General features: G+C 59.9%; 32 protein-coding genes. 17 read left to right on the top strand and 15 right to left on the bottom strand.

Annotated elements, in window-relative coordinates:
* Nucleotides 1–831 (bottom strand): IclR family transcriptional regulator, encoded by an 831-nt coding sequence (locus tag ACXAC3_RS08355; protein ID WP_475158679.1) that lies wholly within the window; start codon nucleotides 829–831, stop codon nucleotides 1–3.
* Between the two features lie 190 nt (nucleotides 832–1021).
* On the opposite strand from ACXAC3_RS08355, the gene bhcA reads away from it, so the two are divergent.
* Genes bhcA through bhcD form a run of 4 tightly spaced genes read left to right on the top strand, consistent with a single transcriptional unit; the run spans nucleotide 1022 to nucleotide 5369 of the window.
* Nucleotides 1022–2212, top strand: coding sequence for an L-aspartate--glyoxylate aminotransferase BhcA (gene bhcA / locus ACXAC3_RS08350; RefSeq protein WP_475158676.1), 1191 nt, complete (start codon nucleotides 1022–1024; stop codon nucleotides 2210–2212).
* Between the two features lie 11 nt (nucleotides 2213–2223).
* Nucleotides 2224–3195: a beta-hydroxyaspartate dehydratase BhcB gene (gene bhcB / locus ACXAC3_RS08345; RefSeq protein ID WP_475158672.1), complete on the top strand. Its 972-nt coding sequence runs from the start codon at nucleotides 2224–2226 to the stop codon at nucleotides 3193–3195.
* Between the two features lie 11 nt (nucleotides 3196–3206).
* Nucleotides 3207–4370 (top strand): 3-hydroxy-D-aspartate aldolase BhcC, encoded by a 1164-nt coding sequence (bhcC, locus tag ACXAC3_RS08340; RefSeq protein WP_475158669.1) that lies wholly within the window; start codon nucleotides 3207–3209, stop codon nucleotides 4368–4370.
* Nucleotides 4371–4385: 15 nt separating this feature from the next.
* Complete coding sequence (gene bhcD, locus ACXAC3_RS08335; RefSeq protein ID WP_475158667.1) at nucleotides 4386–5369, top strand: iminosuccinate reductase BhcD; 984 nt, start codon at nucleotides 4386–4388, stop codon at nucleotides 5367–5369.
* 59 nt (nucleotides 5370–5428) lie between these two features.
* Here bhcD and ACXAC3_RS08330 read toward each other — a convergent pair whose 3' ends face one another.
* Nucleotides 5429–6214, bottom strand: a complete 786-nt coding sequence (locus ACXAC3_RS08330) for an inositol monophosphatase family protein (protein ID WP_475158666.1) — start codon at nucleotides 6212–6214, stop codon at nucleotides 5429–5431.
* Nucleotides 6215–6310: 96 nt separating this feature from the next.
* Nucleotides 6311–7216 carry a LysR family transcriptional regulator gene (locus tag ACXAC3_RS08325; RefSeq protein WP_475158663.1) on the bottom strand — a complete coding sequence of 302 codons (906 nt, stop codon included), beginning with the start codon at nucleotides 7214–7216 and terminating at the stop codon, nucleotides 6311–6313.
* A gap of 94 nt (nucleotides 7217–7310) precedes the next feature.
* On the opposite strand from ACXAC3_RS08325, the gene metF reads away from it, so the two are divergent.
* Together metF and ACXAC3_RS08315 are read left to right on the top strand one after the other, a co-directional pair.
* Nucleotides 7311–8177, top strand: a complete 867-nt coding sequence (gene metF / locus ACXAC3_RS08320; protein ID WP_475158659.1) for a methylenetetrahydrofolate reductase [NAD(P)H] — start codon at nucleotides 7311–7313, stop codon at nucleotides 8175–8177.
* A 214-nt stretch (nucleotides 8178–8391) separates the two neighbouring features.
* The gene (locus tag ACXAC3_RS08315; protein WP_475158655.1) at nucleotides 8392–9045 is read left to right on the top strand and encodes a J domain-containing protein; all 654 of its coding nucleotides are present in this window, start codon (nucleotides 8392–8394) and stop codon (nucleotides 9043–9045) included.
* A gap of 57 nt (nucleotides 9046–9102) precedes the next feature.
* Here ACXAC3_RS08315 and ACXAC3_RS08310 read toward each other — a convergent pair whose 3' ends face one another.
* The gene (locus tag ACXAC3_RS08310) at nucleotides 9103–9621 is read right to left on the bottom strand and encodes a YHS domain-containing (seleno)protein (RefSeq protein WP_475158653.1); all 519 of its coding nucleotides are present in this window, start codon (nucleotides 9619–9621) and stop codon (nucleotides 9103–9105) included.
* 248 nt (nucleotides 9622–9869) lie between these two features.
* Between ACXAC3_RS08310 and yghU the strand changes: the two genes are divergently transcribed.
* Nucleotides 9870–10748: a glutathione-dependent disulfide-bond oxidoreductase gene (yghU, locus tag ACXAC3_RS08305; protein ID WP_475158652.1), complete on the top strand. Its 879-nt coding sequence runs from the start codon at nucleotides 9870–9872 to the stop codon at nucleotides 10746–10748.
* A gap of 49 nt (nucleotides 10749–10797) precedes the next feature.
* Here the strand turns inward: yghU and ACXAC3_RS08300 are convergent, their stop codons facing one another.
* Nucleotides 10798–11586: an SseB family protein gene (locus ACXAC3_RS08300; protein ID WP_475158651.1), complete on the bottom strand. Its 789-nt coding sequence runs from the start codon at nucleotides 11584–11586 to the stop codon at nucleotides 10798–10800.
* Nucleotides 11579–12166: a uracil-DNA glycosylase family protein gene (locus ACXAC3_RS08295; RefSeq protein ID WP_475158650.1), complete on the bottom strand. Its 588-nt coding sequence runs from the start codon at nucleotides 12164–12166 to the stop codon at nucleotides 11579–11581. The genes ACXAC3_RS08300 and ACXAC3_RS08295 overlap by 8 nt, the downstream gene beginning before the upstream one ends.
* Before the next feature lie 229 nt (nucleotides 12167–12395).
* Here ACXAC3_RS08295 and ACXAC3_RS08290 point away from each other — a divergent pair, with 229 nt between their 5' ends.
* Genes ACXAC3_RS08290 through ACXAC3_RS08275 form a run of 4 tightly spaced genes read left to right on the top strand, consistent with a single transcriptional unit; the run spans nucleotide 12396 to nucleotide 16957 of the window.
* Nucleotides 12396–13055, top strand: coding sequence for an ABC transporter ATP-binding protein (locus ACXAC3_RS08290; protein ID WP_475158649.1), 660 nt, complete (start codon nucleotides 12396–12398; stop codon nucleotides 13053–13055).
* Entirely contained in the window at nucleotides 13033–14607 is a 1575-nt protein-coding gene (locus ACXAC3_RS08285; RefSeq protein WP_475158644.1) for a KpsE/RkpR family capsule polysaccharide export protein, read from the top strand. Before ACXAC3_RS08290 ends, ACXAC3_RS08285 begins: the two co-directional genes overlap by 23 nt.
* 5 nt (nucleotides 14608–14612) lie before the next feature.
* Nucleotides 14613–15446, top strand: coding sequence for a 3-deoxy-8-phosphooctulonate synthase (kdsA, locus tag ACXAC3_RS08280; protein ID WP_475158641.1), 834 nt, complete (start codon nucleotides 14613–14615; stop codon nucleotides 15444–15446).
* A 14-nt stretch (nucleotides 15447–15460) separates the two neighbouring features.
* Nucleotides 15461–16957 carry a phosphomannomutase/phosphoglucomutase gene (locus ACXAC3_RS08275; protein WP_475158637.1) on the top strand — a complete coding sequence of 499 codons (1497 nt, stop codon included), beginning with the start codon at nucleotides 15461–15463 and terminating at the stop codon, nucleotides 16955–16957.
* Nucleotides 16958–16995: 38 nt separating this feature from the next.
* On the opposite strand, the gene ACXAC3_RS08270 is transcribed toward ACXAC3_RS08275, so the two are convergent.
* Complete coding sequence (locus ACXAC3_RS08270; RefSeq protein WP_475158634.1) at nucleotides 16996–18990, bottom strand: AsmA family protein; 1995 nt, start codon at nucleotides 18988–18990, stop codon at nucleotides 16996–16998.
* A gap of 96 nt (nucleotides 18991–19086) precedes the next feature.
* Here ACXAC3_RS08270 and rimO point away from each other — a divergent pair, with 96 nt between their 5' ends.
* Nucleotides 19087–20475, top strand: a complete 1389-nt coding sequence (rimO, locus tag ACXAC3_RS08265; RefSeq protein WP_475158633.1) for a 30S ribosomal protein S12 methylthiotransferase RimO — start codon at nucleotides 19087–19089, stop codon at nucleotides 20473–20475.
* Nucleotides 20476–20589: 114 nt separating this feature from the next.
* Nucleotides 20590–20946 carry a hypothetical protein gene (locus tag ACXAC3_RS08260; protein WP_475158631.1) on the top strand — a complete coding sequence of 119 codons (357 nt, stop codon included), beginning with the start codon at nucleotides 20590–20592 and terminating at the stop codon, nucleotides 20944–20946.
* A 15-nt stretch (nucleotides 20947–20961) separates the two neighbouring features.
* Here the strand turns inward: ACXAC3_RS08260 and ACXAC3_RS08255 are convergent, their stop codons facing one another.
* Complete coding sequence (locus ACXAC3_RS08255; protein WP_475158629.1) at nucleotides 20962–21318, bottom strand: diacylglycerol kinase; 357 nt, start codon at nucleotides 21316–21318, stop codon at nucleotides 20962–20964.
* A gap of 132 nt (nucleotides 21319–21450) precedes the next feature.
* On the bottom strand, nucleotides 21451–21639 hold the full coding sequence (locus ACXAC3_RS08250) for a hypothetical protein (RefSeq protein ID WP_475158628.1): 189 nt from the start codon (nucleotides 21637–21639) through the stop codon (nucleotides 21451–21453).
* 229 nt (nucleotides 21640–21868) lie between these two features.
* Between ACXAC3_RS08250 and ACXAC3_RS08245 the strand changes: the two genes are divergently transcribed.
* On the top strand, nucleotides 21869–22111 hold the full coding sequence (locus ACXAC3_RS08245) for a CDGSH iron-sulfur domain-containing protein (RefSeq protein WP_475158627.1): 243 nt from the start codon (nucleotides 21869–21871) through the stop codon (nucleotides 22109–22111).
* On the opposite strand, the gene ACXAC3_RS08240 is transcribed toward ACXAC3_RS08245, so the two are convergent.
* From ACXAC3_RS08240 to ACXAC3_RS08220, 5 genes are all read right to left on the bottom strand, one after another.
* On the bottom strand, nucleotides 22112–22372 hold the full coding sequence (locus ACXAC3_RS08240) for a DUF6455 family protein (RefSeq protein ID WP_475158625.1): 261 nt from the start codon (nucleotides 22370–22372) through the stop codon (nucleotides 22112–22114).
* Nucleotides 22372–22641, bottom strand: coding sequence for a DUF6455 family protein (locus ACXAC3_RS08235; protein WP_475158624.1), 270 nt, complete (start codon nucleotides 22639–22641; stop codon nucleotides 22372–22374). The genes ACXAC3_RS08240 and ACXAC3_RS08235 overlap by 1 nt, the downstream gene beginning before the upstream one ends.
* A gap of 13 nt (nucleotides 22642–22654) precedes the next feature.
* Entirely contained in the window at nucleotides 22655–22909 is a 255-nt protein-coding gene (locus ACXAC3_RS08230; protein ID WP_475158622.1) for a DUF6455 family protein, read from the bottom strand.
* Between the two features lie 70 nt (nucleotides 22910–22979).
* Entirely contained in the window at nucleotides 22980–23348 is a 369-nt protein-coding gene (locus ACXAC3_RS08225; RefSeq protein WP_475158620.1) for a YigZ family protein, read from the bottom strand.
* Nucleotides 23345–24052: a M48 family metalloprotease gene (locus tag ACXAC3_RS08220; RefSeq protein WP_475158618.1), complete on the bottom strand. Its 708-nt coding sequence runs from the start codon at nucleotides 24050–24052 to the stop codon at nucleotides 23345–23347. Before ACXAC3_RS08220 ends, ACXAC3_RS08225 begins: the two co-directional genes overlap by 4 nt.
* A gap of 122 nt (nucleotides 24053–24174) precedes the next feature.
* Between ACXAC3_RS08220 and ACXAC3_RS08215 the strand changes: the two genes are divergently transcribed.
* Complete coding sequence (locus ACXAC3_RS08215) at nucleotides 24175–24423, top strand: hypothetical protein (protein ID WP_475163385.1); 249 nt, start codon at nucleotides 24175–24177, stop codon at nucleotides 24421–24423.
* Here ACXAC3_RS08215 and ACXAC3_RS08210 read toward each other — a convergent pair.
* Nucleotides 24420–24686 (bottom strand): DUF167 domain-containing protein, encoded by a 267-nt coding sequence (locus ACXAC3_RS08210; protein WP_475158617.1) that lies wholly within the window; start codon nucleotides 24684–24686, stop codon nucleotides 24420–24422. The genes ACXAC3_RS08215 and ACXAC3_RS08210 overlap by 4 nt on opposite strands.
* 136 nt (nucleotides 24687–24822) lie before the next feature.
* Between ACXAC3_RS08210 and ACXAC3_RS08205 the strand changes: the two genes are divergently transcribed.
* Together ACXAC3_RS08205 and ACXAC3_RS08200 are read left to right on the top strand one after the other, a co-directional pair.
* Nucleotides 24823–25401: a nitroreductase family protein gene (locus ACXAC3_RS08205; protein WP_475158615.1), complete on the top strand. Its 579-nt coding sequence runs from the start codon at nucleotides 24823–24825 to the stop codon at nucleotides 25399–25401.
* Nucleotides 25398–26096 (top strand): EI24 domain-containing protein, encoded by a 699-nt coding sequence (locus tag ACXAC3_RS08200; RefSeq protein WP_475158613.1) that lies wholly within the window; start codon nucleotides 25398–25400, stop codon nucleotides 26094–26096. The genes ACXAC3_RS08205 and ACXAC3_RS08200 overlap by 4 nt, the downstream gene beginning before the upstream one ends.

The following is a 26096-nucleotide window of genomic DNA, read 5'->3' as shown; positions in this document are numbered from 1 at the left end:
TCATCCACCGGATTGTTCCGGAATCCGCCCTCCGCTTAGCTGTGTGATCTCCCTTGCCGCGCTCTGGACCAGCTCTCCGAGACCCTGTGCCCGTTCGGTGTTGAACCGGACCGTTGGTCCGGACACGGAAATCCCGGCGCAAGGTTCCGCGCGGTCATTGAAAATCGCAGCGCCGATGCAGGACATACCCTCATACCGCTCTTCCCGGTCATGCGACCAGCCGCGCGCGCGCGTCGTTGCAAGGTCCGCCTGCAACCCTTGCCCGGGCACAAGCGTATGGCCGGTAAAACGCTCCATCTCGGAAGCAGCCAGAATCCTTGAAACCACGGCTTCACTCATCGCCGCCAGAATCGCCTTGCCGGTGCCCGACGCGTACATCGGCGTCCGTGCGCCCGGCGGGAAAAAGGCCCGGATCGGGTTGGGTGTCTCGACCTGTCCGACAAAGACCACTTCTGCCCCGTCCGGTACTGCCAGGTTCGCCGTCTCGCCGCTGTCCTGCATCAGGCGACGCAGGATCGGCCGACCGATTTCAAGCACACTGTTGCGGCGCAGGAACGAGGCACCGGTGCGATAGGCTTCGACCCCAATCATCCATTCCTGCCGTTCCTCGTCAAAGGCAACAAATCCGTGTTTCTGCAAGGTCACCAGAATGCGGTGAGTCGTGGCGGTCGGAACATCGACCTCGCGGGCCAGATCGCTCAGCGCCGCGCGTTCCAGCCGCGCCACCGACGTCAATACGCCCAGCGCGCGATCCAGCGACTGCATGGTCCCGGCCGAGCTTTCCTTGAACAGTGATTTGGGCCGGCCACGCGGCCTTTTCTGAGCGTCCATCCCGTCTCACTCCCTTCGACGCGCCGAGATTTTCTGAATCGGCCCATTTTCGCATTGGAAAATGAAAAACAGAAAACTTCACGATTACAGTGAATTGGGTATTTAATTGCAAAAATGAAAATGTTTTTCAAGAAAATTGCACCGAGCAGGGATTTCCGTGACACTTACCTCCAAAGCGGAGGAACAAGAGATGTCCAACCAAAACCCGGTTTTCATACCCGGCCCCACCAACATCCCGGATCGGTTGCGCCTTGCCATGCAGGTTCAGACGCAGGATCACCGCGCGCCGGATTTTGTCGAAACCTTTGCGCCGGTTCTTGAAGACACCAAAAAGGTGTTCGGCACCACATCCGGCCAGATTGTGACCTTCCCGGCCAGCGGAACCGGCGGGTGGGAAGCCGCGGTCACCAACACGCTCAGCCCCGGTGACAAAGTCCTTGTCGCGCGCTACGGCGTTTTCAGCCATCGCTGGATTGACCTGTGCGAACGCCACGGTCTGGATGTGCAGGTGATCGACTGCCCCTGGGGCACTGGTGCTCCGGCAGATCTGTTTCAGACCGCCCTGGCCGAAGACACAGCCCAGGACATCCGCGCGGTTCTGGTGACACATAACGAGACGGCCACCGGTGTGCGGTCGGATATCAGTGCCGTGCGACAGGCAATGGACACCGCCCAGCACCCGGCACTGTTGTTCGTGGATTGCGTCAGCTCTTTGGCCTCGATGCCGTTCGAATTTGATGACTGGGGCGTCGATATCGCCGTCTCGGGCTCGCAGAAGGGGTTCATGCTGGCCACCGGCATGGCGATCCTGTGCGTCAGCCCCAAGGCGCAGGAGGCGATAAAAACCGCAAAACTGCCGCGCACTTTCTTTGACTTCGGCGACATGATGGCCGCCAACACGTCCGGCGGGTTCCCGTATACGCCGCCGCTGCAGCTGATCTACGGGATGCGTGAAAGCCTGAAGATGCTGTTCGAAGAGGGGTTGGAGAACGTCTATGCCCGCCATCACCGTCTGGCCGAAGGTGTGCGCCGCGCGGTGGATGCCTGGGGCCTGAAACTGGTCGCGCAATCGCCCGATCTGTATTCCGACACCGTCAGCGCGATCTATGTACCCGAAGGTTTCGACAGCAACTTGCTGACCGACCACGCGTTCAATGCCTATGGCGTGTCCTTCGGCGTCGGGTTGGGCCAACTGAATGGCCGGGCTTTCCGCATCGGCCACCTGGGCAGCCTGACCGATGTGATGGTCTTGTCCGGGCTCAGCACGATTGAGATGGCAATGGCCGATCTGAACTATCCGATCACTTTGGGCAGCGGCGTCGCCGCAGCGCAGGACTATTTCCGCACCGGCCCGTCCGACAGCGCCAAAGCGGCAGCCTGAGGAGGATGGCGATGTTGGATCACACCCCCGCCGCAGACCTGACCGTTGACGACATGCGCGCCGCGCATGCGCGTATCAAAACCCATATCCGGCGCACTCCGGTGATGGTGTCCGACTACCTGAACGACCTGACCGGCGCGCAACTGTTCTTCAAATGCGAGAATTTTCAGGAGGCCGGTGCCTTCAAGGTGCGCGGTGCCTGCAACGCCGTGTTTGGCCTGGGTGACGACAAGGCGGAAAACGGCGTATGCACGCATTCCAGCGGCAATCACGCGCTGTCCCTGTCCTATGCTGCCGGACGTCGGGGTATCCCCTGCAACGTGGTCATGCCCCGCACGGCCCCACAGGCCAAGAAGGACGCAGTACGCCGCTATGGCGGCACCATCACCGAATGCGAACCGTCGACCTCATCCCGCGAGGCGACCTTTACCGAAGTGCAGGCCCGGACCGGCGGCGAATTTGTGCACCCCTATAACGACCCGCGTGTCATTGCCGGACAGGCCACGTGCTCAGCCGAACTGCTCGAACAGACTGGCGGCGTGGATGCGGTCATTGCCCCCATCGGTGGCGGCGGCATGGTGTCAGGCACATGTCTGACGGTCTCGAACCTGGCACCTGAAACCGCCATCTACGCGGCCGAGCCCGAACAGGCAGATGATGCTTACCGTTCGTTCAAGGCCGGACACATCATTGCCGACGACGCGCCCAAAACCGTGGCCGACGGGCTGCTGGTGCCACTGAAGGAGAACACGTGGCATTTCGTATCCAACCACGTGACCGACATCTTCACAGCTTCTGAAGACGAGATCGTCGAGGCGATGAAACTGACCTGGAAATACCTGCGCGTGGTGATGGAGCCGTCCTCGGCGGTGCCACTGGCGACCATTCTCAAGAACCCCGACGTGTTTCGGGGAAGGCGCGTCGGGGTGATCATCACCGGCGGCAATGTGGATCTGGACAAGCTGCCCTGGCTGAAGGGGTAAGGAGGAACAACATGAACAAACCCGCGAACATCAATGAGCTTGAGGTTGGCTTCGACATCCCCGCCGCGATTGGCATGGACGAAAGCGAGATTCAGACGCCCTGCCTGATCCTTGATCTGGACGCGCTGGAGCGCAACATCAGGAAGATGGGCGATTATGCCAAGGCCCACGGCATGCGCCATCGCGTGCATGGCAAGATGCATAAATCTGTCGATGTGGCCAAGCTGCAGGAAAAACTGGGCGGGGCTGTAGGTGTGTGCTGCCAAAAAGTGTCGGAGGCCGAGGTGTTTGCCCGCGGCGGCATCAAGGACATTCTCGTCTCGAACCAGGTGCGCGACCCGGCCAAGATCGACCGGCTGGCGCTGCTTCCGAAACTGGGGGCCCGCACTATTGTCTGCGTCGATGACATCGAAAACGTGGCCGATCTGTCCGCCGCGGCTGTCCAACATGGCACCGAACTGGAGGTTTTTGTCGAGATCGACTGTGGCGCTGGGCGCTGCGGCGTGACCACGACTCCGGCTGTCATCGACATCGCCAAGGCGGTCAAAGCAGCACCCAACCTGAAATTCACCGGCATTCAGGCCTATCAGGGCGCGATGCAGCACCTCGATACCTATGAGGCGCGCAAGGAAAAGCTGGATACAGCCATCGCCATGGTCAAGGACGCGGTCGACGGTTTGAAGGCCGAAGGCATTGAATGCGAGCTGGTCTCGGGCGGCGGCACGGGGTCATATTATTTCGAAAGCAATTCGGGGGTTTACAACGAATTGCAATGCGGATCCTACGCTTTCATGGACGCCGATTATGGTCGCATTCTGGACAAGGACGGCAAGCGGATCGATCAGGGCGAATGGGAAAACGCGCTGTTCATCCTGACCGGCGTGATGAGCCATGCCAAGGCAGACAAGGCGATCTGCGATGCGGGCCTCAAGGCGCAGTCGGTCGACAGCGGTCTGCCCTTCATCTACAGGCGTGACGATGTGGAATACCTCAAATGCTCGGACGAGCATGGGGTGATCGGCGACCCGAACGGCGTTCTGAAGGTCAATGACAAGCTGCGGCTTGTGCCCGGGCACTGTGATCCCACCTGTAACGTACATGACTGGTATGTGGGCGTGCGCAACGGCAAGGTCGAAGCGCTTTGGCCCGTCTCTGCCCGTGGCAAGGCCTATTGAAGGATGAGGGATGTCATGAACACACAAGACGGCCTGCTGATTGTGGGCGAAGAGCTGTGCGAACAACTGCTTGGACGGAAACAGGCATTTGACGCCGTCCAGTCCGTCTTTGGCGCCATGGCCAGCGGTGGGGCGCGGAACTTTCCGGTGGTTCGTGAGGCGCTAGGATATGCAGATGCGCTTTACGGTTTCAAATCGGGCTTCGACCGGGACGGACAGGTATTGGGCGTGAAATCCGGCGGCTATTGGCCGGGCAATGCCCAGCAGGGCCTGACCAATCACCAATCCACCGTGTTCCTGTTCGATCCCGATACCGGGCAGGTCTCGGCACTTGTTGGCGGCAACTATCTGACAGCGTTGCGCACGGCCGCCTCTTCGGCGGTTTCCATCGCCCATCTCGCCCGGTCCGACGCCAGGGTTCTGGGCATGGTCGGTGCCGGGCACCAGTCAACCTTTCAACTGCGCGCCGCGGCCGAGCAGCGCGACTTTGAAAAAGTTGTCGCCTGGAACCCGCACCCCGAGATGCTGCCCCGTCTGGCGGCCGTCGCCGAAGAGGTCGGGCTGGAGTTCGAGGCCGTCAACCAACAGGACCTGGGCGCGCAGGCGGATGTGATCATCACGATCACTTCTGCCTTCGAGCCGCTGCTGATGAAGGATTGGATCAAACCCGGCACACATCTCGCCTGCATGGGCACCGACACCAAGGGCAAGCAGGAGGTCGACGCCGCCCTTGTCGCGGGCGCCACGGTCTTCACCGACGAAGTCGCCCAATCCGTGAGCATCGGCGAAGCGCAGCACGCCGTTGCCGCCGGCACATTGAGCGGAGATGCAATCACGCCGATCGGTGCCGTCATCAACGGCAATCATCCCGGACGGATAAACCCGGATGAGATTACATTGTTCGATGGAACCGGAGTGGGTCTTCAGGACCTTGCCGTCGCCTCTGTCGCCGCGCAATTGGCGGATGAGGCCGGTCTGGCCCAGCGCGTGATCCTTTGAACTGAAAAAGCGCGCCTCGATCGGGGCGCGCTTGCAACTGTGGTTTTTGAAAGGGCGATTTAGCCCCGGATCACCTTGGCGAACTGGTCGAAGATCGGTTCGTTCGAACAGATCACCTCGCCATCCTCCAGCACGCTGCCTTCGGGGTTCAGGGCCTGAACGAATCCGCCAGCCTCTTTCACGATGATGATCCCGGCGGCCAGGTCCCACGCGTTCAGGCGGCGTTCCCAGAATCCTTCGTACCGGCCGGCCGCCACATAGGCCATGTCCAGCGCCGCGGCACCCCAGCGGCGCACGCCGGCACAGACGGGCATCAGGCGGGCCAGATCCTGCAATGTGGCGGGCAGGTCCGAGCGCCCCCCGAAAGGCAAGCCAGTCGAAAAGATCAACTCGATCATGCGGTGACGACCCGACACGCGGATACGGGTGTCGTTCATCCACGCGCCTTCGCCTTTTTCGGCAAAGAACATCTCGTCCTTGGCCGCGTCGTAAATCACACCGGCCACGATCTTGCCCTTGTGTTCCAGTGCAATTGAAATCGCCCAGTGCGGCAGGCCGTGCAGGAAGTTGGTGGTGCCGTCCAGCGGGTCCACGATCCAGCGGCGGGTCGGGTCTTCGCCAGCGATGGACCCACCTTCTTCGGCCAGCCAGCCATAGGTCGGGCGCGCGCCCAGCAGTTCCTCTTTCAGGATCGCTTCGGCGGCAATGTCGGCTTTCGAGACGAAGTCCCCCGCGCCCTTCATCGACACCTGCAGGTTCTCGACTTCACGAAAGTCCTTGACCAGTGAACGCCCCGCTTTGCGCGCGGCTTTGATCATGATGTTGAGGTTTGCACTGCCAACCATTTTCCAAAGGCTCCTGTCCGGTCAAACCGCGCGTATACTGATGCAACGCGCCCTTGCCAAGAGGAATGATGCGCATAGCCGACCCGCGTTCAGCGCCTATTGCGTCTGCAGCTTGCGCGCCTCGGTCCCTGCCAGTTCGATCAGTTCCTGCACATAGGGTTTTTCAAGATCTTCAGTCCGGACCGCCGCGTAAAGGCTGCGGGTGATCCCGTCTTTGGTCAATGGGCGCGTAACATAGTCGGAACTGTATTTCACTTCGCGAACAACCCAGTCGGGCAGGACGGAAATTCCACGGTTCGAGGCGACCAGCAACAGGATCACCGCCGTCAGTTCGACCTGCCGGATCGCCGCCGGTTCGACGCGCGCGGGGATCAGCAACTGGCTGAACACGTCCAGCCGCGTGCGCTCAACCGGATATGTGATCAGGGTCTGTCCGCGAAAATCCTCGGCCTCGATAAACTCTTTCTGCGCCAGCGGATGCGCCGATGCGGCCACGAATACTGCATCATAATCGAACAGTTCGATAAATTCGACGCCGGGCAGGTCCTCGGGGTCGGATGAGACGACAAGATCGACCTCTTCTTTTTGCAGCGCAGGCAACGCGTCAAACGCCAGACCCGGACGGATATCGACATCAACATCACCCCAGGATTTTCGAAAGGTTTCAAGCACCGGGAACAGCCATTCGAAACAGGCATGGCACTCGATCGCGATATGCATCCGCCCGGTGCGCCCGTCGCGCAGTGACGAAAACTCCTGCTGGGTTGCTTCGACCTGCGGCAGGATTTGCTCGGCCAGCCGCAAAAGGCGCAATCCGGCCGCCGACAGTTTCATCGGTTTCGACCGGCGCAGGAACAATTCGACCCCGGCCTGATCCTCTAACCCCTTGATCTGATGGCTCAGCGCCGATTGCGTGATATTCAGCTGATCCGCCGCACGGGCAAGCCCACCGCATTCGTGGATTGCCTTGATCGTGCGCAAGTGTCGGAATTCAATGTGCATTGCAGCGTGACTCATGTTGTTCTTGAATAATATGAGTTTGTCTCACATTGCGCAAACTGGCACAAGGTTTAAGCAAGGAACAAGTGAGGCCGCCATGACCAAGCCAGAAATATCATTCGAGTTCTTTCCGCCCAAGACGCTTGAGGCCTCGTTTCGGCTTTGGGATACGGTTCAGACACTGGCCCCGCTTGAGCCACGCTTTGTCTCGGTCACCTATGGCGCCGGCGGCACCACACGGGAATTGACCCGCGATGCCGTGGCCACGCTGCACAAATCCTCGGGCCTGCCGGTTGCCGCGCATTTGACATGCGTCGACGCCTCGCGCCAGGAAACGCTGGAAATCGCGGATACCTTCGCGCGCGCGGGCGTACAGGACATCGTGGCCTTGCGCGGCGATCCGCCCAACGGTCAGGATCGGTTCGAGCCGCATCCCAACGGGTTTGCAAACTCGGTTGAACTGATCTCTGCCCTGGCAGAAACCGAGATGTTCAGCATTCGCGTTGGTGCCTACCCGGACATTCACCCCGAAGCGCAGAACGCCCGTACGGATATCGACTGGCTGAAGGCCAAGCTGGACGCCGGTGCTGACGAAGCCCTGACACAGTTTTTCTTTGAGGCCGAGACATTCTTTCGCTTCCGCGATGCCTGTGCCAAGGCGGGTATCGACAAGCCCATAGTGCCCGGCATTCTGCCGATCGAAAACTGGAAGGGCGCCCGCAATTTCGCCAACCGGTGCGGCACGCGAATCCCGCCATGGATCGATCAGGCGTTTGAAAAAGCCGTGCGCGACGACCGCGAGGAATTGCTGGCCACGGCCCTGTGCACCGAGCTGTGCTCGGACCTGATCGAAGGTGGTGTCGACAAGCTGCACTTCTATACACTGAACCGCCCGGAGCTTACGCGCGACGTGTGCTTTGCACTGGGTATTACCCCGAAAGCCGAGCTGCAGAACGTCGCCTGATCAAAGGCTGAACCCTTTGCCGACCCGGGCCTGTTTCAGGCACCGGGCGGTTGTCTGCGAAGCGTGCTCATTTTTGGCGGGGCAAGGGCATGAACAATCAGCTCGCAACCCGTCCAATTGTTTTCTGAACTTCCTGAATTTTCGTTCAAATTTGACAAACCGGCCTGCCTCTTCAAACTGCGCCTGTACGGTTTGTTAATGAGTGATTTGAGTAATGGAGCCTGTCGAAAAGATCAGGGCACGCGCCGATGCGCTGCGGGCCCTTGGCCTGGATCAAAATGCCGGGTCCGACGATATCCGGGACGCCTGGCGCCATATCGCTTTTCATGCCCATCCCGACCATACCAACGGCGATTGCACCAGTTTTGCCCGCGCCAAAGAGGCCTATGACTATCTGCGCCGCGAAGGGCTGACCGTCAAAGGACAAGCCACGGGCCAGCCGCGCCGGCCAAAGCTGCGAAAACGCGTGATCGAATTGGACAGCACGGACATCGATGCCTGTCGCGTGTTGTTGAACACAGCATTGCCGCACACGCCGGACGGAGGCGACACAGGTGCCGAGGCCCATCCCACCGCCGACGCGGATCACGTGCCCGACGCGGTTGGCTTTTTCGGCCGCCACCTGACTTATTTTGTCCCCACACCTGTTTGTCAGGGCGCAAACCGGGTGGCTTTGCCGACCTCGGTTTTGGCCGCGGCCCGGCGGTTGGAGACCGAGGTGCTCAGCTTTCAGTCTAAAGATTCGGGTGCGGGTGAGGTCGTGGTTCCGGAAACGATCACCGCCCGCAAATTCCCCGGCGCCAAAAGCGTTCGCATCAAATTCGAAGCCGATCAGCAGATACGGGATGAGTTCTGGCTGGCCGGCTGATGTGACATCAAAAAAGCCCGGCCAAACCAGCCGGGCTTTGCGGGCGCGTAAGAATGCTCAGTTCGCAACCGGACCTTCCGAGGTGAATTTAGGAATGACGCTGGAGGACGCGCCGTCCGGTTCGATCCCCGGCCAGTTCCCTTCGGCCAGGTTAATGTTGCCGGGTACGTCTTCTTCCCAGAAGCCGACGACGACGTCGGTGATGTTCAGGTACAGCTTGTCATCCACAATCCGCCAGAGGTTCGGGTTTGCCGGAACCTTGCCGCCGCGCGACACGCCATAGGCGCAGTGCCCGTCATATTGCGGAGCATAATAGGCCGGGTTCTCAAGGAACTTGTCGCGGTTCTCTGCGGACGCGAACGCCCAGGTTGCACCGTTATATTCCGCGGTGATATCGGCGCGGCCACGCACGCCCTCGGGCTGGGACTGACCGACCGGCACCTGATCCAGACTGCGATAGGCAACGACGTCATAACCCGACACAGCATACCCGGTGCCATCCACATACTGATCACCGGCAAAGGCCGGAACGGCAAAGGTCAGGGCGGTTGCAAAGGTCAGGGCGAAACGTTTCATAAGGTCAATCCTTTTGTCCTCGGGGTTCTGGGGCGGCCCGCCTTGCGGGTCTGGACAGACAATAGGCGAATTCGTCTGGTTAGGCAGTCCCGCTCGCGGCGCTGTGACATCGAATGAGAAATCGTGAGATGATCAGCCCCGATTGTTACAGGACCCGACCGACATCCGGGGTTGGACTCTGCCCATTGCAACATTAGCTGTTGAGGCGAACGGACAATTCACCCGAACTTTGCTGAGAAAGGCAAGTAATGACCGAGCAATCCAGTTACACACCGCCCAAAGTCTGGACATGGGACAGCACCAGCGGCGGGCAGTTCGCCAATATCAACCGCCCGATTGCCGGCGCCACCCATGACAAGGACCTGCCCGTCGGCCGCCATCCGCTGCAGTTGTATTCGCTGGCAACACCCAACGGTGTCAAAGTGACCGTGATGCTGGAAGAGCTTCTGGCGCTGGGTCACGAGGAGGCCGAATACAACGCCTGGCTTGTCAATATCGGTGAGGGCGATCAGTTCAGTTCAGGCTTTGTGGGGGCGAACCCGAACTCGAAGATACCGGCACTTTGGGACCGTTCCGGCGAGGAACCGACTCGCGTCTTTGAAAGCGCGTCGATCCTGTTTCATTTAGCAGAGAAATTCGATGCCTTCCTGCCGAAATCCGGCCCTGAACGCACCGAGGTGATGAACTGGGTGTTCTGGCAGATGGGCAGCGCGCCTTATCTGGGGGGCGGGTTCGGCCATTTCTATGCCTACGCGCCGGAGAAATGGGAATACCCGATCAACCGGTTCGCGATGGAGACCAAGCGGCAACTGGACGTTCTGGATCGCGAGCTGGCCACCAAGACGTATATCGCGGGCGAGGACTATACGATCGCGGATATGGCGATCTGGCCCTGGTACGGCCAGCTGGCCCTGGGGCGTCTGTATGACGCTGCGGAATTCCTGGATGTGGAATCCTACGAAAACGTAATGCGCTGGGCCAAGGCAATCGACGCGCGGCCTGCGGTTAAACGCGGCCGCATGGTCAACCGCCCGTTCGGAGAGCCGCACACCCAGCTTCACGAACGTCATGACGCCAGCGATTTTGAGACCCGCACTCAGGACAAGCTGGAGCCCGCCGCCGAATAATGGATCGCCCCGCAGGTCGGATACCTGCGGGGCTTTTCGCAAGGTCAGGTCACTTCAGAATTGGCGGTTTGGCCGGATCGCTGCCCGGCGCAATCTGCGTGACCACGCGCTGTTCGGGTTGCGGCAGGTCAAAGCGAAGCCCGACCCGCGCCAAAGCCGCTGCCACCTGATCCTGCGCGGCAAAAAAGCCGACATCCATCGCTCCGGCCTCGATTCCCGAAAACGTCAACGCTTCGGACGCCGCCTTGGCGAGGGCCGGTTCGGCGCCCTCCACCGCCCCCACAAAGCCCAGCAAATGCCCCGCGACACCTTCATGCGATCTGGTTCCGACCAGATAGGCCGACTGGGCCAGCCCAACGGCCGTGGCCAGTTTCGCATCCAGCGCGGTCAGCAGATCGTCCGGCAACCCCGATGGCGCCAGGAACTGCGCCAGTCGCTGCTGCACCTGTTCGGGGCCATGCCGCAATGTATCCGAAAGCCAGCCCAGCGCCTCGGCGGGGATGAGCATCGAAGATGGCGCGACCTCAAGATTCAATCCCAGACCGATCCCCTGCCCGGACAGCATGGATGAAAGCACCCGACCGGACAGCGCCACATAGGGCACAGGGCGTTCGGCGAAACGGGCCAGCCTGTCCTCTCGATCAAAGGCCAGAACGAACCGGCCATCCGCAACATCAAAAAATTCGGGCGAAATGTGTTCGTCTTTTGCTTCTTCGGTCAGCAACAGGAACAGCTCGCTATCCGCAAGCCTTTCGAAAAACCGCAGACGCGCCGCGTCATCCTGCGGGGCGGCTTCCATCGCGGCATGTGCAGCATCCAGGGCCGTAGTCTCAGTCATTCAGAACCTCTTGCACCCGGGCGCGCAGAACCGGCAAAAGCTCGGCCTCGAACCACGGGTTTTTCTTCAACCATGCCGTATTCCGCCAGGACGGATGGGGCAAGGCAAAGACCCGCGGCGCATGGTCCCGCCAGTTGCGGACGGTCTCGGAAACAGGCGTGCGCACGTGAAGGTGATATTTATGCGCGTGGCCACCGACAAGAACCGTCAGGGGCACATCACCCAACGCCTTCATGACCTGCTCATGCCACGTCTGCCCGCAAATCGCCGGCGGCGGAAGGTCTGCTTTGCGTTCGTTGTAACCGGGGAAACAAAACGCCATCGGAACGATCGACACCCGGTCACGGTCGTAAAACACGGAATCGTCGATCCCCAACCACTCGCGCAGCCGGTCCCCGGACGGATCCGTGAAAGGGCGGCCGGAGGCATGCACACGCGCGCCCGGTGCCTGCCCTGCGATCAGGATCGGCGTGCCCTGCCGAAACCAGACCACTGGGCGCGGCTCATGCGCGGTTTCCGTCGCCCGGAACCTGTCCGCGCAAATGCGGCAGGACGCTATTTCCTTTTGTAGCGAATTCATCGGATCGCAAGGTTTCCCACTTCAAACTGGTTCACGGTCGGGTTGAAATGTAGTCAACGCGCCGCCGGGGGCCAACCGGTGCAAAAGTCACAATACCAACAGGGGGCTTAGGATCGCATTGATCATTTGTTTCACAATTCGACATAATGTAGCCAACATGGACCCATAAATTAACCGCTCCTTCACCGGTCAGACCGGTGCACCAAACACCAAGAGCAGCAGGCCCTGAATGCTTGAGTTCGAGAATGTCAGCAAGTCCTTCTGGACCGGGACGCGCCGCAAGGTGATCCTGGACCGGGTCTCGTTCCGGGTCGAGCTTGGCAGATCCATCGGCATTCTTGCGCCGAACGGAACCGGAAAAACCACGCTGATCAACATGATGGCAGGGTTGGAAAAACCGGATGAGGGTGTGATCCGCAAATCCTGCCGGATTTCGTTTCCAATGGGGTTCACCGGGGGCGTATCCAGCAAAATGTCGGCGCTGGAAAACGCCCGGTACATCGCCAAGATCTATGGGATGGACCCGGATTACGTCGAAGCCTATTGCAGTTGGCTGTGCGGATTGGGTGAATATTTCAATCAGCCGCTGGCCACCTATTCATCCGGGATGAAGGCGCGGTTTACCTTTGCGCTGATGCTGGCGCTTGACTTCGACATGTACCTGATCGACGAGGGCATGCCGGCAACGACGGATGTTGAGTTCAACAGGAAAGCAGGCGACATCCTGCAGGAAAGGCTGCGCACGACAACTCTGGTAATCGTGTCGCACAATCCGGCCGTGCTGGAAAAATTCGCCCGTCAGGCCGCGGTTCTTCTGGACGGCCAGCTATACATGTTCGAAACCTTGGAAGAAGCGAAGCAGCTATATGACTACCAAACCCAGGGCTAGAAAGTACAATCTGCGCCGCAGTCGCAAAGCCGCCGGCACGCCTGACGCCCGCGCGGATGCCATTTCGCGCATCAGAAAGGCGACGCAACCGGCCGAGGATGTCGCTGACGCGCCCCCGGCAACCGAGATCGACGAGATCAGGCAGGAAGGGCTGACCGGCCGGCAATTGCGCGTGGCGCGGCGTCTGGCGCAGAAAAACGGTCTTGCGGTGACATCGGATTATGATGCGGTCCGGCAATTGCGCTTGATGGGGATCGACCCCTTTGAACGTGCAAACCTGCTGGATCTGGCGGCCGATCGAACGGCTGCGGACGACCGGATCAAGGACAAGATCACGATTCAGCTGCCACAGACGGTGACGGAAGGACCACAAACCCTGCCGGGCCGCGAAATCAGCCCGGCACAGCGCCGCGATTTTGAAATCAGTGAGATACAGAAGGACATCGCGCGCCGCCGCAAGCGAAAGCTGTTTGCTCTGTTTGCCCGTTTGGCGGCATTTGTCCTGCTGCCCACGCTGATCGTGGGTCTGTATTTTTACCGTGTGGCAACGCCGATGTACGCCAGCGACTCGGCGTTTTCGATCCTGCAGGCAGATGGCGGCGGCGGATCAATCGGCGGGCTGTTGTCCGGCACGCAATTTGCCACGGCGCAGGATTCAGTCGCGACGCAGGAGTTTTTGGAATCCAAAGACGCGCTGCAGCGGCTGGAACGGGATGTCGGGTTCTCCGGGATTTTCAAACAGGACTGGATCGATCCGATCCAGAGGCTGTCGCCGGACGCGTCGCTGGAAGAAACATACAAGCTGTACAAGCGAATGGTGGTCATCGGATACGATCCGACCGACGGCATCATCCGAATGGAGGTCGCCGCACCGACCGCGGACATCGCGGTGGACCTGTCAAGCAAGCTTATTTCCTATGCCGAAGAGACAATAAACGGGCTGACAGAGCTGAAACGCGAAGACCAGATGCGAGACGCGCTGAAGGGCTTTAAGTCCGCACAGGAAGAACGACGGAAAGCCCAGGAAACACTGATCGAGTTGCAGTTGCAGGGCGCCGTTCTTGACCCTGAAAACGTGCTGGCAGGCTTGCGGACCCGCATCAATGAAATCGAGATCCAGATACAGGATAAAGAGCTTCAGCTGGCGGCTCTGCTGGACAACCTGCGCCCGAACCAGGCCAAGGTCGATGGTGTCCGCGCGGATATCGAACGTCTGGAAGTTGTTCTTGCAGAGCTGAACGCCGAAATGCTGGATGTCTCGGCAGGCGAGAATTCGCTGGCTCGTCTGAGCGTGCGCATTCAGATGGCCCAGGCCGATCTGGCAGCCCGTGACATGATGCTGCAAACCGCAATGGAACAGATGGAAACCACGCGGACCGAAGCAAACCGCAAGGTTCGCTATCTGACGGTGTCGGTTAACCCGGTGCCCAGCGAGGAACCCAGCTATCCGCGCAAGTTCGAAAATACGATTTTGGCTTTCCTGTTGTTTGCTGGTATCTACCTGATGATCTCGCTTACCGCGTCGGTCCTTCGTGAACAGGTATCCTCGTAAGACACATGAAACATGTAAAAATCTCCGATCTCACGGTCGGCAATGATCTGCCTCTGACGATCATTGCCGGCCCCTGCCAGCTTGAAACTGCCGATCATGCTCAGATGATCGCAGGCAAAATGAAAGAGGCCTGCGACGCCGCCGGTGCGCAGTATGTTTTCAAGGCCTCCTATGACAAGGCGAACCGCACCTCGCTGTCCGGCAAGCGCGGCATGGGGATTGATGCAGGGCTGAAAGTTCTGGATGACATCCGCACGACGATGGGTGTTCCGGTGCTGACCGACGTTCACACCGAAGCGCAATGCGCCATTGCGGCCCAGTCCGTCGACATCCTGCAAATCCCGGCCTTTTTGTGCCGCCAGACAGATATGCTGCTGGCGGCCGGCAACACGGGCAAGGCCGTGAATGTCAAAAAGGGTCAATTCCTGGCCCCTTGGGAAATGACCAATATCGTTGAAAAGATCGAAAGCACCGGTAACCGGAACATCCTTTTAACGGAACGTGGAACCTCATTTGGATACAATACCCTTGTCGCCGATATGCGGGCGCTGCCGCAGATGGCCAAAACCGGCTATCCCGTGGTCATGGATGCGACCCATTCGGTTCAACAACCTGGCGGAAAAGGCGGTTCATCCGGCGGACAGCGAGAGTTCGCCCCAGTCATGGCGCGCGCCGCGGTTTCGCTGGGCGTTGGTGCAGTGTTCATCGAAACGCATCAGGACCCGGATAACGCACCCTCTGACGGGCCCAACATGATCCCGCTGGACCAGATGCCTCAATTGGTTGACACATTGATGCGCTTTGATGCACTGGCCAAGGCCAACCCAATTCAAGTCTGAACAAGAGCAATAATATGACCAAGCCCATCCCCGAGGTGACCCCCAACACCTGGAGTTTTCTGCGCGACCCGATGATCAAGCCCACCGGCTTTCGCGAATATGACGCGCGCTGGAAATATCCGGAAGAGATCAACCTGCCCGGCATGACCGCCCTTGGGCTGGGTCTGGGTACGCAGATGCGCAGGCGCGGGATCGACCCGGTGATCGCGGTCGGAAACGACTATCGCGACTATTCGCTGGCGATCAAGAACGCACTGATTCTGGGGCTGATGCAGGCTGGCATTCAGGTCAAGGATATCGGCCCGGCGCTCAGCCCGATGGCCTATTTCGCCCAGTTCCATCTGGATGTTCCGGCTGTGGCCATGGTCACGGCCAGCCACAACCCGAACGGCTGGACCGGCGTCAAGATGGGCTTTGACCGCCCGCTGACCCACGGCCCCGACGAAATGTCCGAACTGCGCGACATCGTCCTGAATGGTGAAGGTCTGCCCCATGAAGGCGGATCCTATGAGTTCGTTGAAGGGGTGAAAGAGGCGTATATCGACGATCTGGTTGGGGATTTCAAAATGTCCCGCCCGCTCAAGGTCGTTTGCGCAACCGGAAACGGCACCGCCTCGGCCTTTGCGCCCGAGATTTTCGAACGGATGGGGGTCGAGATTGTACCCAGCCACAACCGGCTGGACTACACCTTCCCCAACTACAACCCCAATCCCGAGGCCATGGAGATGCTGCACGACATGGCTGATGCCGTGAAATCCAGCGGTGCCGACATGGCGCTTGGGTTTGACGGTGATGGCGACCGCTGTGGTGTTGTCGATGACGAGGGCGAGGAGATTTTCGCCGACAAGGTCGGTGTGATCATGGCCCGCGATCTGGCCAAGCTATATCCCAATGCGACCTTCGTGGCAGACGTGAAATCGACCGGCCTGTTTGCCAGCGACCCCGAATTGCAAGCCCATGGCGTCAAGGCGGATTACTGGAAAACCGGCCACAGCCACATGAAGCGCAGGGTCAAGGAAATCAACGCCCTGGCCGGGTTCGAGAAATCAGGGCACTACTTTCTGGCCGAACCGATCGGGCGCGGCTATGACTGCGGCATGCGGGTCGCGGTGGAGATCTGCAAGCTGATGGACCGCAACCCGGACAAAAGCATGTCGGACCTGCGCAAGGCGCTGCCCCGAACCTGGTCGACGCCAACCATGTCACCCTATGCCGCCGACACCGAGAAATACGATGTCCTCAAGCGGCTGGTCGGTAAGCTGGTCGCCATGGCCGACGCGGGTGAAACACTCGCGGGCCGCGCGATCAAAGAGGTTGTCACCGTCAACGGCGCGCGGGTCATTCTGGACAATGGCAGCTGGGGTCTGGTGCGCGCTTCGTCGAACACTCCGAACCTTGTTGTTGTCTGCGAAAGCTGCGAAAGCGAAGCGGAAATGCGCGCGATTTTCGCCGATATCGATGCGGTCATCCAAACCGAGCCCGGCGTCGGCGACTACGATCAGACCATCTGAACAAAGCACGGGTCGGGGCGGATTAGCGCCCCGGTTCCCTAATTTCCGCCCAGCAGATTGAGCAAGCCTTTCTTCGCTTCCTCTTCAAGCTTGTTTTTCAGAACATCTTCGACACTTTCGCTGTCTTGGACCGCGGTGCCCAACTCGTCCCCGACCTTGTCCAGAACCTGCTGCTTGGCGTCGTCCTCAAGGTCCTTGAGTTTACCTTCGGCAGCTGCCTCGATCACTTTGCTCAGGTCCGGCTTGATGGACGGGTTGCTCCACGGGCCAGTGATACGGACAGGTACGGACAAGCCTTTGCCGGAATTGGCGCGCAGAGCCACCGGGGTAAATAGATAGTTGATATTGCGCGCACCGATGCCGACGCGCCCCTTTCCGTCCGCGCGGAAGTTATCCAGCGACATCAACAGGTCCTTATTGGTCAGCACGCCCTTATCAATGTTGAAACTGGCGGTCAGGCTGTTGAACACAGTTGTTCCACCGGATCCTTTGCCGCGTCCCATAAGGCGATCCAGATCGATGCCGGATATCACGCCCTTGCCGACCTTCAGATTCCCCTTACCGCTCAGCGAGCGCATGATCTGGTTTTCGGATTGCCCGACGCCCAGAAACTCGAACGTCCCTGAACCGGAACCAGACAGGCGGTCGATCCCGCCCAGCGTCGAAAGGGCTTGTTGGATGTTGATGTCCTTGGCTCTCAGCTTGCCACCCACAGACAATCCGTTGCGGTTGTTGGCCACGACCCGCCCGTTCAGCTGACCTGAAAACAAGGTCGCCGGGTTCATTCTGAGAACCGCGCGGGAGCGGTCAAGGTTAAGCGTCAGGTCGCTTGGGCCCAGCGTCAGATCCGGCACCGCGATGGAATTGGCCGTCAGGCGTATCTCTCCGTTCGCCAGTGCCAGGGCCGAGGCGTCAATCGGGGTTTTTGACCAGCCGCTGTTTTGGCTGGGCGCCGAACCGGCTCCACCACCCGTCGACCCGGTTCCGCCGCCGGTCGGGGCGGCGGACCTGTTATAGCGGGACAGGTCGATATCCCCGCCCTTCAGACGGGCGGTGATCTTCGGCGGATCCGAGATTTCGATGTCCGCCTCGCCGGTGAGCCGGTTGTGGTCCAGTGCCGCCACCAGGTCGCGCAGCGAAATACGGCCCTCCTTCGTATATGTCATCTTCGCTGAAACCTCTGCCGCGCGGCCCAGACCCAGCGGTACGCCGACGCCGCTCTGACCAAACGCCGCCAGCATCCGCTCGGTGTTCTTCGTCTTGACGTTCAGCTTGCCGTCCATCTCTCCGGCCAGATTGACGCGCCCGTCAAAGCCGACCTCGCCGCCCGGCGCGGTCAGCGCAAGTTCCAGAGGTGCCACCGCGCCCGAGGCATAGGCAGGCAGATCAGGGATTTTCAGGTCCACCCTGACCTTGCCGCCCGGAACGTCCATCCGCGCGTCCAGCACCATGGGCGCGGATATATCGGGCCAGCTGGCGGACAGATCGACATTGGAAAAATCATAAGTTTCGACGCCATTTTCGACGTAGATCAGCCGCGCATTGGTGAACTTAAGCCGGTCCAGCGTGACGGCCCCACCTGGGGCTACGGTTGCCGTATTCGCTGTGCCGCCGCTTGCGCTTGTGCCTGTGCCCGATGCGGGAGGAGTTGTGGCATCCAGCTCCCAGTTGCCACGTCCCTCAGACAATTCGAGGCGCAGCACCGGGTTGTCCGCAACGATGCGCCTGATCCGCAAATCGCCATTCAACAGCGCGGCCGCATCGACACCGACGGCCAGGCTTTCAGCGCTTAGCATCGGATCGGGTCCTGCCCAGGGCGCGTTTCCGAAAGTGACCGGGCCTGTTTCCATCCCCAGAACCGGCCAGAAGGACAGGCTGACGTCACCGGACAGCGTCAGGTCGCGGCCGGTCTCACCCTTGACCTGTTCGGCCAGAATCGCGGCCAGCTTGTCGCCCGGCATCAGCAACAAGGCGCCTATGACCAAGCCAAATGCGGCGACAAAAAGAAACAGGATGCGCAACAGCCACTTCATTTTTCTGCTCTCCGCTTATCTGGCATGCGTTAAAAAGATCATTCAAAGCCTGCGCTGCATTTGCAAGGGGAAGCGTTCCCCACTATATGCCGCGCCATGACCACGAACCCGCCAAACCTCCGCCCCGACCTGGCGCCTGCCGCCCGGATCACCGATGCGCCCCGTCCGAACCAGCCCACGATCGGCATGGTGTCGCTGGGCTGCCCAAAGGCTCTGGTCGACAGCGAGCGGATTCTGACCCGCCTGCGAGCCGAAGGATACGGGATTTCACCGGACTATTCAGGGGCGGATGCCGTGATCGTGAACACCTGCGGGTTTCTCGACAGCGCCAAGGCCGAGTTGCTGGACGCCATTGGCGAAGCTCTTGTTGAAAACGGCAAGGTCATCGTCACCGGCTGTCTGGGTGCAGAACCCGACTACATCCGCGAACACCATCCGCGAATCATGGCCGTTACCGGCCCGCACCAGTACGAACAGGTTCTGGATGCCGTGCATACGGCCGTTCCGCCTGATCCCGACCCATTCGTGGACCTGCTGCCCGCCGCCAGCGTGCAACTAACCCCGCGCCACTATAGCTATCTCAAGATTTCCGAGGGCTGTAACCACAAGTGCAAATTCTGCATCATCCCGGACATGCGCGGCAAACTGGTCAGCCGCCCGGCCCATGCGGTTCTGCGTGAGGCCGAGAAGCTGGTCGAAAACGGTGTGCGCGAGTTGCTGGTGATCTCGCAGGATACCTCAGCCTATGGGCTTGACCGGAAATACGATGTGAACCCGTGGAAAGATCGCGAGGTGCGCAGCCACATCACAGATCTGGCGCGCGAATTGGGGCAGTTGGACGCCTGGGTGCGGCTGCACTACGTCTACCCCTATCCGCATGTCCGCGACCTGATCCCGCTGATGGCGGACGCAGGCTGTAACATTCTGCCTTATCTGGATATTCCCTTCCAGCATGCCCATCCCGACGTTCTCAGGCGCATGGCACGTCCGGCGGCAGCCGCCAAAACGCTGGACGAGATCGCCGCCTGGCGTGCGACCTGTCCCGATATCACCCTGCGCTCGACATTTATCGTGGGTTACCCCGGTGAAACCGAGGCTGAATTCCAGACGCTTCTGGATTGGATGGACGAGGCGCAGCTGGATCGTGTCGGGTGTTTTCAATACGAAAACGTGGATGGCGCCCGGTCGAACGATCTGCCCGACCATGTGCCGTCCGAGGTCAAACAGGACCGGTGGGAAAGGTTCATGGAAAAGGCGCAGGCCATTTCCGAGGCCAAGCTGGCCGCCAAGGTCGGCCAGACGCTCGACGTGATCGTGGATGAGGTCGACGGTGAGGCCGCCACTTGCCGTACCAAGTCAGACGCTCCGGAGATTGATGGCAACCTGTTCATCGATGAAGGGTTCGAAAATCTCTCTCCCGGCGACGTGGTCCGGGTCGAGGTTGACGAGGCCGGAGATTACGACCTCTGGGGCAAGCTGCGCTGACGCGGCTTGCCCGCTCACCCCGGATAGGCGAAGCGTGAGCCAAGTTTATTAGCGCTTTGCCGTCAAATGCCGGATCATGACAGGACACCCGGAATTCGTATCCAGGAGGGTCCAATGTCAAGTCTGAGCCCCTTTGCGTTGAAATGCATGACGGCGGTTCTTGCCGTCCAGCTTTATGCCGCACCCGCTGTCGCCAATGGCTTCAGCATCAGCTCTGGCGGTTTTGTTTTCGTCGGATCAAAACCCTTGCACCATACCCACGGCAAATACCGGGTGAACCGGTACTATGCTGCGCCAAAGGTGTACCACTACAAGGCCAAACCCAGGGTCCATCACGTCAAACCGGTGAAAAGACATCACCGGTCGGTGTTTGGACATCCCAAAAAGCGATATACGCCCTACTACATACCAAGGCGTTACGGCATCAAGCGCCACTATTACCGCCGCGGCTTGCTGCGGAACAGGTACTGAAGCCGAATATATGAATCAGAGCAGGCTCAAAAGGCCAACGGCCCATGCCACGCCGGCTGCAATGGCTGTCAATGCGACCGCAGCGCTGGCGATATCCTTGGCCTGCCCTGCCAGTTCGCTGCGTTCGGTCGAGGTGTGATCAACCGCCCGCTCAATCGCCGTGTTGAACAGTTCGGCGACAAGGACGAGCAGACCCAATACCAGTATCAGCGCGCGCAATCCCGCCGTCAGGGGCAGCCATAGGGCAAGCGCTGCGGAAAGCAGGTTAGCCCAGGCCCAAACGCGAAATGAGTATTCCGCGTGCCAAGTAGCGATCAGCCCCTGCCAACTCCAACGGCAGCGATCTCTGAGACGGGTAAAGAAGTTCCGCATGCGCCCTCTGTCCTGCACTCGGCCGCACTAAATCCTGATCCGCCAGGGTGGGCAAGAAAAAACCGCCACCCGGGCGGTCAATTCGTGTGAAATAGGTGCGGGCGGCTTTGGGGAAAGCCGCCCGCGGAATGCTTATTGTGCGACCGGGTTACAGACAGTCTGTCCCGCTTCGGTCGTGGCCAGTTCAGTTCCCGCCGGACAGCTCGGCGAGCCGAACTTGTCATACTCGGGCGTGATGTAAACCGGCGCCGGCTCCTCCTGCTGCGAGCATGCAGCCAGTACAAGGGCAAATGCGCTAACGGCAGCAAATTTGAGTTTCATGTCCGTCAATCCTCTATTAATTTTCTGATATTGCCCAAGAATTCGGGGCCGGTCTCAGAATACGACCTCAATGGTACTATTGCAACGAAATCAGTCACGGGATCGTGACCAGAGGCGGAACAACGCTTGTAACCGGGCCAAAAACAGCGGTTTTTTGAGCAATTGCTACCGTTTTCCGCGCTTCCGTTTACACTGGCATCGTGACAGCAGCTAAAAACGGAGTAGCCACATGTCAGACAGCCCCAACATCGCACAAAAAGCGCCTTTCCCGGTCGAAGTGACCGAGGGCAAAAGCTATTTCTGGTGCGCGTGCGGACGATCCAAGCGGCAACCGTTTTGCGACGGATCCCACAAGGACACCGGGTTTGAGCCGGTCAAATACACCGCCGACAGCAGCAAGAAGGTGTTTTTCTGCGGATGTAAGCACAGCGGAAATCCTCCGCTGTGCGACGGCACTCACTCCAGGCTCTGACTAGACCTTCAACCTGTTGAGAACGGGCGCATTCGGGCAGAAGTCCGGGGCTTGTTGCGCCCGCGTCTGTTGTTCGGACAACCAGATCGCGCATTGACCGCTGCAATGCGACGCCCGGCAGCGCGTCACCAATTCCGCGTACTCCTCAGCCGTCAGACGCCCTTCGACCATCGCTTCGGTCAGCGAAATATTCATGCATCGCGCAACGGAGCGGGTGAGCCAGAAGTGTTTCTCGACATCACCCAGAACAAACCGTGTCATCAGAGTTCCTGTTTTTGCATTGCTTTCAGCGCAGAAAACCGCGGCTGGTTCCGGCAGCATGGCGGGGCACCGGTGGCGCATTCGTGGCGGTCCAGCCAGTCAGGGCAGTGTCGCGCCCATCCACAGCCGCGACAGAACTGGATCATCTCTGCCCAGTCCTGCTGGGTCAGGTGCCCTTCCCGATGGGCCAGGACCAAATCCGTTCCCGTCGCCTGCCCCATACGCAGAACAAGGCGAATATGGGTCATGATCTCTCCAAGATGGAGCATGTCTGCGCCCTGCTTATTCCGGCATCAACTTGTTTAGCAATTCCTGGTTTCGGCAATATTCCGGTGTCCGGCCTGCGGGGTCGGGCCGGTTCAGAAAATTCTGACAATGCGAAGGGTTCGGGCAGTCGGTACACCGGATAACGGCATCCGAAATCTGGTCGATCGAAACCTCGCCGCCGATCGCGGCGGTCTCAAGATCGACCCCGAGCTTTGTTGCCATCTGATCAACCAGCCCGGCATGACGCCTTAGCGTATCTCGGTTGAGCATCGCGTGTCCTTTCCTTACCGCAGGTCCAGGAAAGGGTATCGCACCTGTGCCGTCAGCCCCTTGACTCAGGTCAAGGTCCGACACCGATATGGTCCAGGTAAGCGCGGGTGGCATCCTGCACCCGGCGAAATCGATCTCCGCCCAGCTTTTTACCGCCGTACCAGCGTGTGACGATGACGACATGGTCTTCCAGCCCCGCACGCTCCAGCATTCGCAGGATCACCATCCCCGCCCCGCTTTCGCCGTCATCCGCCTTGAGCGCCCCGGTTGGCAACATTGCCGCCCAGGTGTTGTGCGTGGCCTTGGCATAGGCTTTGTCAGTTTTCAGCGCGCTCAGAACCGCATCGACATCCGCCCGCGAACGCACGGAAGCGCCGGTCACCGCATATTTCGAACCGCGATCCGTCAGGATCACGCCAAGACGGGTCAGAGAAGTCATTGCGTCAGGCCAAGCTGTCGGGCGGTCTCAAGAACGATCTGAACGCGTTCGGCGTTGGGTGGGTGGGTCGCCAGAAAAAAATCTCCGGGATCGACTAGGCGATCAAAATACTTGGCGCCAATCAACGGATTGAACCCCGCGTTATGGGTAATGATGGTCCCCAGTTGATCCGCCTCAAGCTCGTATTCCCTGACATTGACCTGCACACCAACCTCGGCGCCCAGCTTCTGCGAACGTTCAAGCGCCTTGCCACTTTCACCATGCAGTTTGCCCAGATCGCCAAAGATCACCGCGGTTTCCCGCGCGCTTTGCGACTGGCGATCGATATGCCCCAAAACGTGATGCGCGGCTTCGTGCCCCATTACAAAGGCCAGTTCATCCCTGTTCTGCGCGGATTGGATCATCGACCGGGTGAAAATGATCACCGGCTGGTCCTTGTCGTCGAGGGTTTGAAAGGCGTTTGCCGGTGCGCGCGGATTCAGGTCGACCAGGATGGTGAAATCGCAATTGCTGACCCTGGCCTGACGCAGGCATTCGGCGCGCGCCTCTTTGCCGACCGCACGGCTGATTTCCTGAAAGGCCTGGGCATCCACCTGAAAGTCATTCGACTGCTGCGTCCACTCATCCACCGTTTGCACACGCAGGGGGCCGGCATCGCAGGCCGCCAGCACCAGAGGAAACAGAAAAATGGTCAGACGGCGCATTCATAATCCCTTGAAACGGCGACCTCGTTTGCGAAACCATAGCGTGGTCGCTGGCGGACTGCCACAGCCTGATTGCGCAGGAACGGGTTGCATTGCAGACGTCCGCCCTGCACTCTGGTTTCATGTTTTCGATTGAGCATGAATTCAACTCGACGGTCATTACTCTGGTAGACGAAGGCGCAAGACCTTTGCAGGAGGATGTCGTCATCAACAGCTTTGCTGAATGTGTCACGCTAGAGCAGCTGGACCCCCGCACGGACAATATCCAGAGGATCACCCTGTCACCGGAACAGGTGCGTGATCTGGCCGCTGCACTGGACCTGCCGGAAGGGGTGTATCAGATCCACGAAAAACCGGCTCAGGGCGCTTAGGCAATCAGTTTGTCCCGCGCGGTCTGACCCTGTTTCAGGATCAGAGCCGACGGCGCTACACCCATCGCAGCGGCCAGCAATCGGCGCGCCGCATCATTGGCCTTGCCGCCCTCCGGCGGCGCGGTCACGGAAATGCGGATGGTGCCCCCTTTCACAGCCACATCATCACGTGCGGATTTGGGTGAAACCCGCACCGGGATCACCCTGCCGGGCGTGGCATGCGCGCTCAGATCGGGCAGATCGCGCAGTTTCGGTTTTGCCATCGTCATCTCCTGTTCGCCAACACTCTTGCACGCGGCGCCGGGGAATGAAATTGATCCAGCCAATCCAGCCGTTTGCCCTTGAATCCCGCCAGACGTTCAACCAGATACAGACTGCCCATGTAAAGGAAGTTAACATATGTCCCTGAACAACCCGGCCGCCCTGGAGTTCCTGCAATCGCGCCGGTCGCGCCCGGCCAAGACGCTGGTGTCACCGGCACCCACGCGGGAACAGCTGATGCCGCTTTTGACGGCCGCAGCGCGCAGCCCGGATCATGGGAAGCTTGAACCCTGGCGGTTCCTGGTGCTGGAAAAGGGCGCGATGCAACGCCTGTCTGACCTGACGCAGGACTGCGGTGCGGCTTTGGGCAAATCCCCCGAGGAGATCGCAAAGGCGCGCAGCCAGTTCGACATGGGCCATCTGGCCGTTGCCGTGATCGAAGTGCAAAAACCTTCGGAAAAAATCCCGCCGATCGAACAAACCTATTCCGCGGGTGCGGTCTGTCTGGCGCTTCTGAACGCCGCCCTTGCCGCCGGCTGGGGGGCCAACTGGCTGTCGGGCTGGCAAACGCATGACCGCGATTTCTGTCGCAAGGCGTTCGGCCTGCAGGAAAACGAACGGGTCGCCGGGCTGATCCATATTGCAACCGAAGGCACAACGCCGCCGGAACGACCGCGCCCGGATGTCGCCGCGCTGACAGAATGGGTCTCGGAATGATCATCCTCAACGCCTTTTTCGCTGCACTTGGCCAGATCGGTGACCCGAAGTTTCGCGCCGTGTTGCTGCGCGGCGTCGGATTGACGATCGTACTGCTGATCGCGGCCTGCGCCGGAGCGATCTGGCTGATCAACCGGCTTTCCGGCAATGAGATTTCGCTGCCCTTTATCGGGGCGGTTCCCTGGCTGAATGACGTGATGAACTATTCCGGCATATTTCTGGTCATCATCCTGCCTGTCTTCCTGATGGTGCCGGTGGCTTCGGCGATTACGTCGATGTTTCTGGAAGAAGTAGCACAGGCGGTTGAGGACAAGCATTACCCCGCCCTGCCCCGCGTGCCCGGCATACCGTTCAGCGACGCGCTGCGCGATGCGCTTGGGTTTCTGGGTGTCTTGATCGTGGCCAACCTGCTGGCGCTGATCCTCTACGTAATCTTCACGCCTCTGGCTCCGTTTATTTTCTGGTCGATGAACGGCTTCTTGCTGGGTCGGGAGTATTTTACACTGGCCGCGATGCGCCGGGTGGGTCGCGACGGCGCGCGCAAGCTGCGCGCCAAACATTCATCCACCATCTGGCTGGCGGGCACATTGATGGCCATTCCGCTGTCTGTGCCGCTGGTAAATTTGGTGATCCCGATTATCGGAGCCGCCACATTCACGCATATTTTCCACCGCTTGTCGGGGCCAACGCCCTGA

The organism is Ruegeria sp. ABV4_181, from assembly GCF_056158465.1.
This window is presented reverse-complemented; position numbering and strand designations above follow the sequence as displayed.

Coding starts and splice junctions, on each gene's coding strand:
- ACXAC3_RS08355 (WP_475158679.1), bottom strand. CDS start 831: ATGGACGCTCAGAAAAGGCCGCGTGGCCGGCCCAAATCACTGTTCAAG.
- bhcA (WP_475158676.1), top strand. CDS start 1,022: ATGTCCAACCAAAACCCGGTTTTCATACCCGGCCCCACCAACATCCCG.
- bhcB (WP_475158672.1), top strand. CDS start 2,224: ATGTTGGATCACACCCCCGCCGCAGACCTGACCGTTGACGACATGCGC.
- bhcC (WP_475158669.1), top strand. CDS start 3,207: ATGAACAAACCCGCGAACATCAATGAGCTTGAGGTTGGCTTCGACATC.
- bhcD (WP_475158667.1), top strand. CDS start 4,386: ATGAACACACAAGACGGCCTGCTGATTGTGGGCGAAGAGCTGTGCGAA.
- ACXAC3_RS08330 (WP_475158666.1), bottom strand. CDS start 6,214: ATGGTTGGCAGTGCAAACCTCAACATCATGATCAAAGCCGCGCGCAAA.
- ACXAC3_RS08325 (WP_475158663.1), bottom strand. CDS start 7,216: ATGCACATTGAATTCCGACACTTGCGCACGATCAAGGCAATCCACGAA.
- metF (WP_475158659.1), top strand. CDS start 7,311: ATGACCAAGCCAGAAATATCATTCGAGTTCTTTCCGCCCAAGACGCTT.
- ACXAC3_RS08315 (WP_475158655.1), top strand. CDS start 8,392: ATGGAGCCTGTCGAAAAGATCAGGGCACGCGCCGATGCGCTGCGGGCC.
- ACXAC3_RS08310 (WP_475158653.1), bottom strand. CDS start 9,621: ATGAAACGTTTCGCCCTGACCTTTGCAACCGCCCTGACCTTTGCCGTT.
- yghU (WP_475158652.1), top strand. CDS start 9,870: ATGACCGAGCAATCCAGTTACACACCGCCCAAAGTCTGGACATGGGAC.
- ACXAC3_RS08300 (WP_475158651.1), bottom strand. CDS start 11,586: ATGACTGAGACTACGGCCCTGGATGCTGCACATGCCGCGATGGAAGCC.
- ACXAC3_RS08295 (WP_475158650.1), bottom strand. CDS start 12,166: ATGAATTCGCTACAAAAGGAAATAGCGTCCTGCCGCATTTGCGCGGAC.
- ACXAC3_RS08290 (WP_475158649.1), top strand. CDS start 12,396: ATGCTTGAGTTCGAGAATGTCAGCAAGTCCTTCTGGACCGGGACGCGC.
- ACXAC3_RS08285 (WP_475158644.1), top strand. CDS start 13,033: ATGACTACCAAACCCAGGGCTAGAAAGTACAATCTGCGCCGCAGTCGC.
- kdsA (WP_475158641.1), top strand. CDS start 14,613: ATGAAACATGTAAAAATCTCCGATCTCACGGTCGGCAATGATCTGCCT.
- ACXAC3_RS08275 (WP_475158637.1), top strand. CDS start 15,461: ATGACCAAGCCCATCCCCGAGGTGACCCCCAACACCTGGAGTTTTCTG.
- ACXAC3_RS08270 (WP_475158634.1), bottom strand. CDS start 18,990: ATGAAGTGGCTGTTGCGCATCCTGTTTCTTTTTGTCGCCGCATTTGGC.
- rimO (WP_475158633.1), top strand. CDS start 19,087: ATGACCACGAACCCGCCAAACCTCCGCCCCGACCTGGCGCCTGCCGCC.
- ACXAC3_RS08260 (WP_475158631.1), top strand. CDS start 20,590: ATGTCAAGTCTGAGCCCCTTTGCGTTGAAATGCATGACGGCGGTTCTT.
- ACXAC3_RS08255 (WP_475158629.1), bottom strand. CDS start 21,318: ATGCGGAACTTCTTTACCCGTCTCAGAGATCGCTGCCGTTGGAGTTGG.
- ACXAC3_RS08250 (WP_475158628.1), bottom strand. CDS start 21,639: ATGAAACTCAAATTTGCTGCCGTTAGCGCATTTGCCCTTGTACTGGCT.
- ACXAC3_RS08245 (WP_475158627.1), top strand. CDS start 21,869: ATGTCAGACAGCCCCAACATCGCACAAAAAGCGCCTTTCCCGGTCGAA.
- ACXAC3_RS08240 (WP_475158625.1), bottom strand. CDS start 22,372: ATGACACGGTTTGTTCTGGGTGATGTCGAGAAACACTTCTGGCTCACC.
- ACXAC3_RS08235 (WP_475158624.1), bottom strand. CDS start 22,641: ATGCTCCATCTTGGAGAGATCATGACCCATATTCGCCTTGTTCTGCGT.
- ACXAC3_RS08230 (WP_475158622.1), bottom strand. CDS start 22,909: ATGCTCAACCGAGATACGCTAAGGCGTCATGCCGGGCTGGTTGATCAG.
- ACXAC3_RS08225 (WP_475158620.1), bottom strand. CDS start 23,348: ATGACTTCTCTGACCCGTCTTGGCGTGATCCTGACGGATCGCGGTTCG.
- ACXAC3_RS08220 (WP_475158618.1), bottom strand. CDS start 24,052: ATGCGCCGTCTGACCATTTTTCTGTTTCCTCTGGTGCTGGCGGCCTGC.
- ACXAC3_RS08215 (WP_475163385.1), top strand. CDS start 24,175: ATGTTTTCGATTGAGCATGAATTCAACTCGACGGTCATTACTCTGGTA.
- ACXAC3_RS08210 (WP_475158617.1), bottom strand. CDS start 24,686: ATGGCAAAACCGAAACTGCGCGATCTGCCCGATCTGAGCGCGCATGCC.
- ACXAC3_RS08205 (WP_475158615.1), top strand. CDS start 24,823: ATGTCCCTGAACAACCCGGCCGCCCTGGAGTTCCTGCAATCGCGCCGG.
- ACXAC3_RS08200 (WP_475158613.1), top strand. CDS start 25,398: ATGATCATCCTCAACGCCTTTTTCGCTGCACTTGGCCAGATCGGTGAC.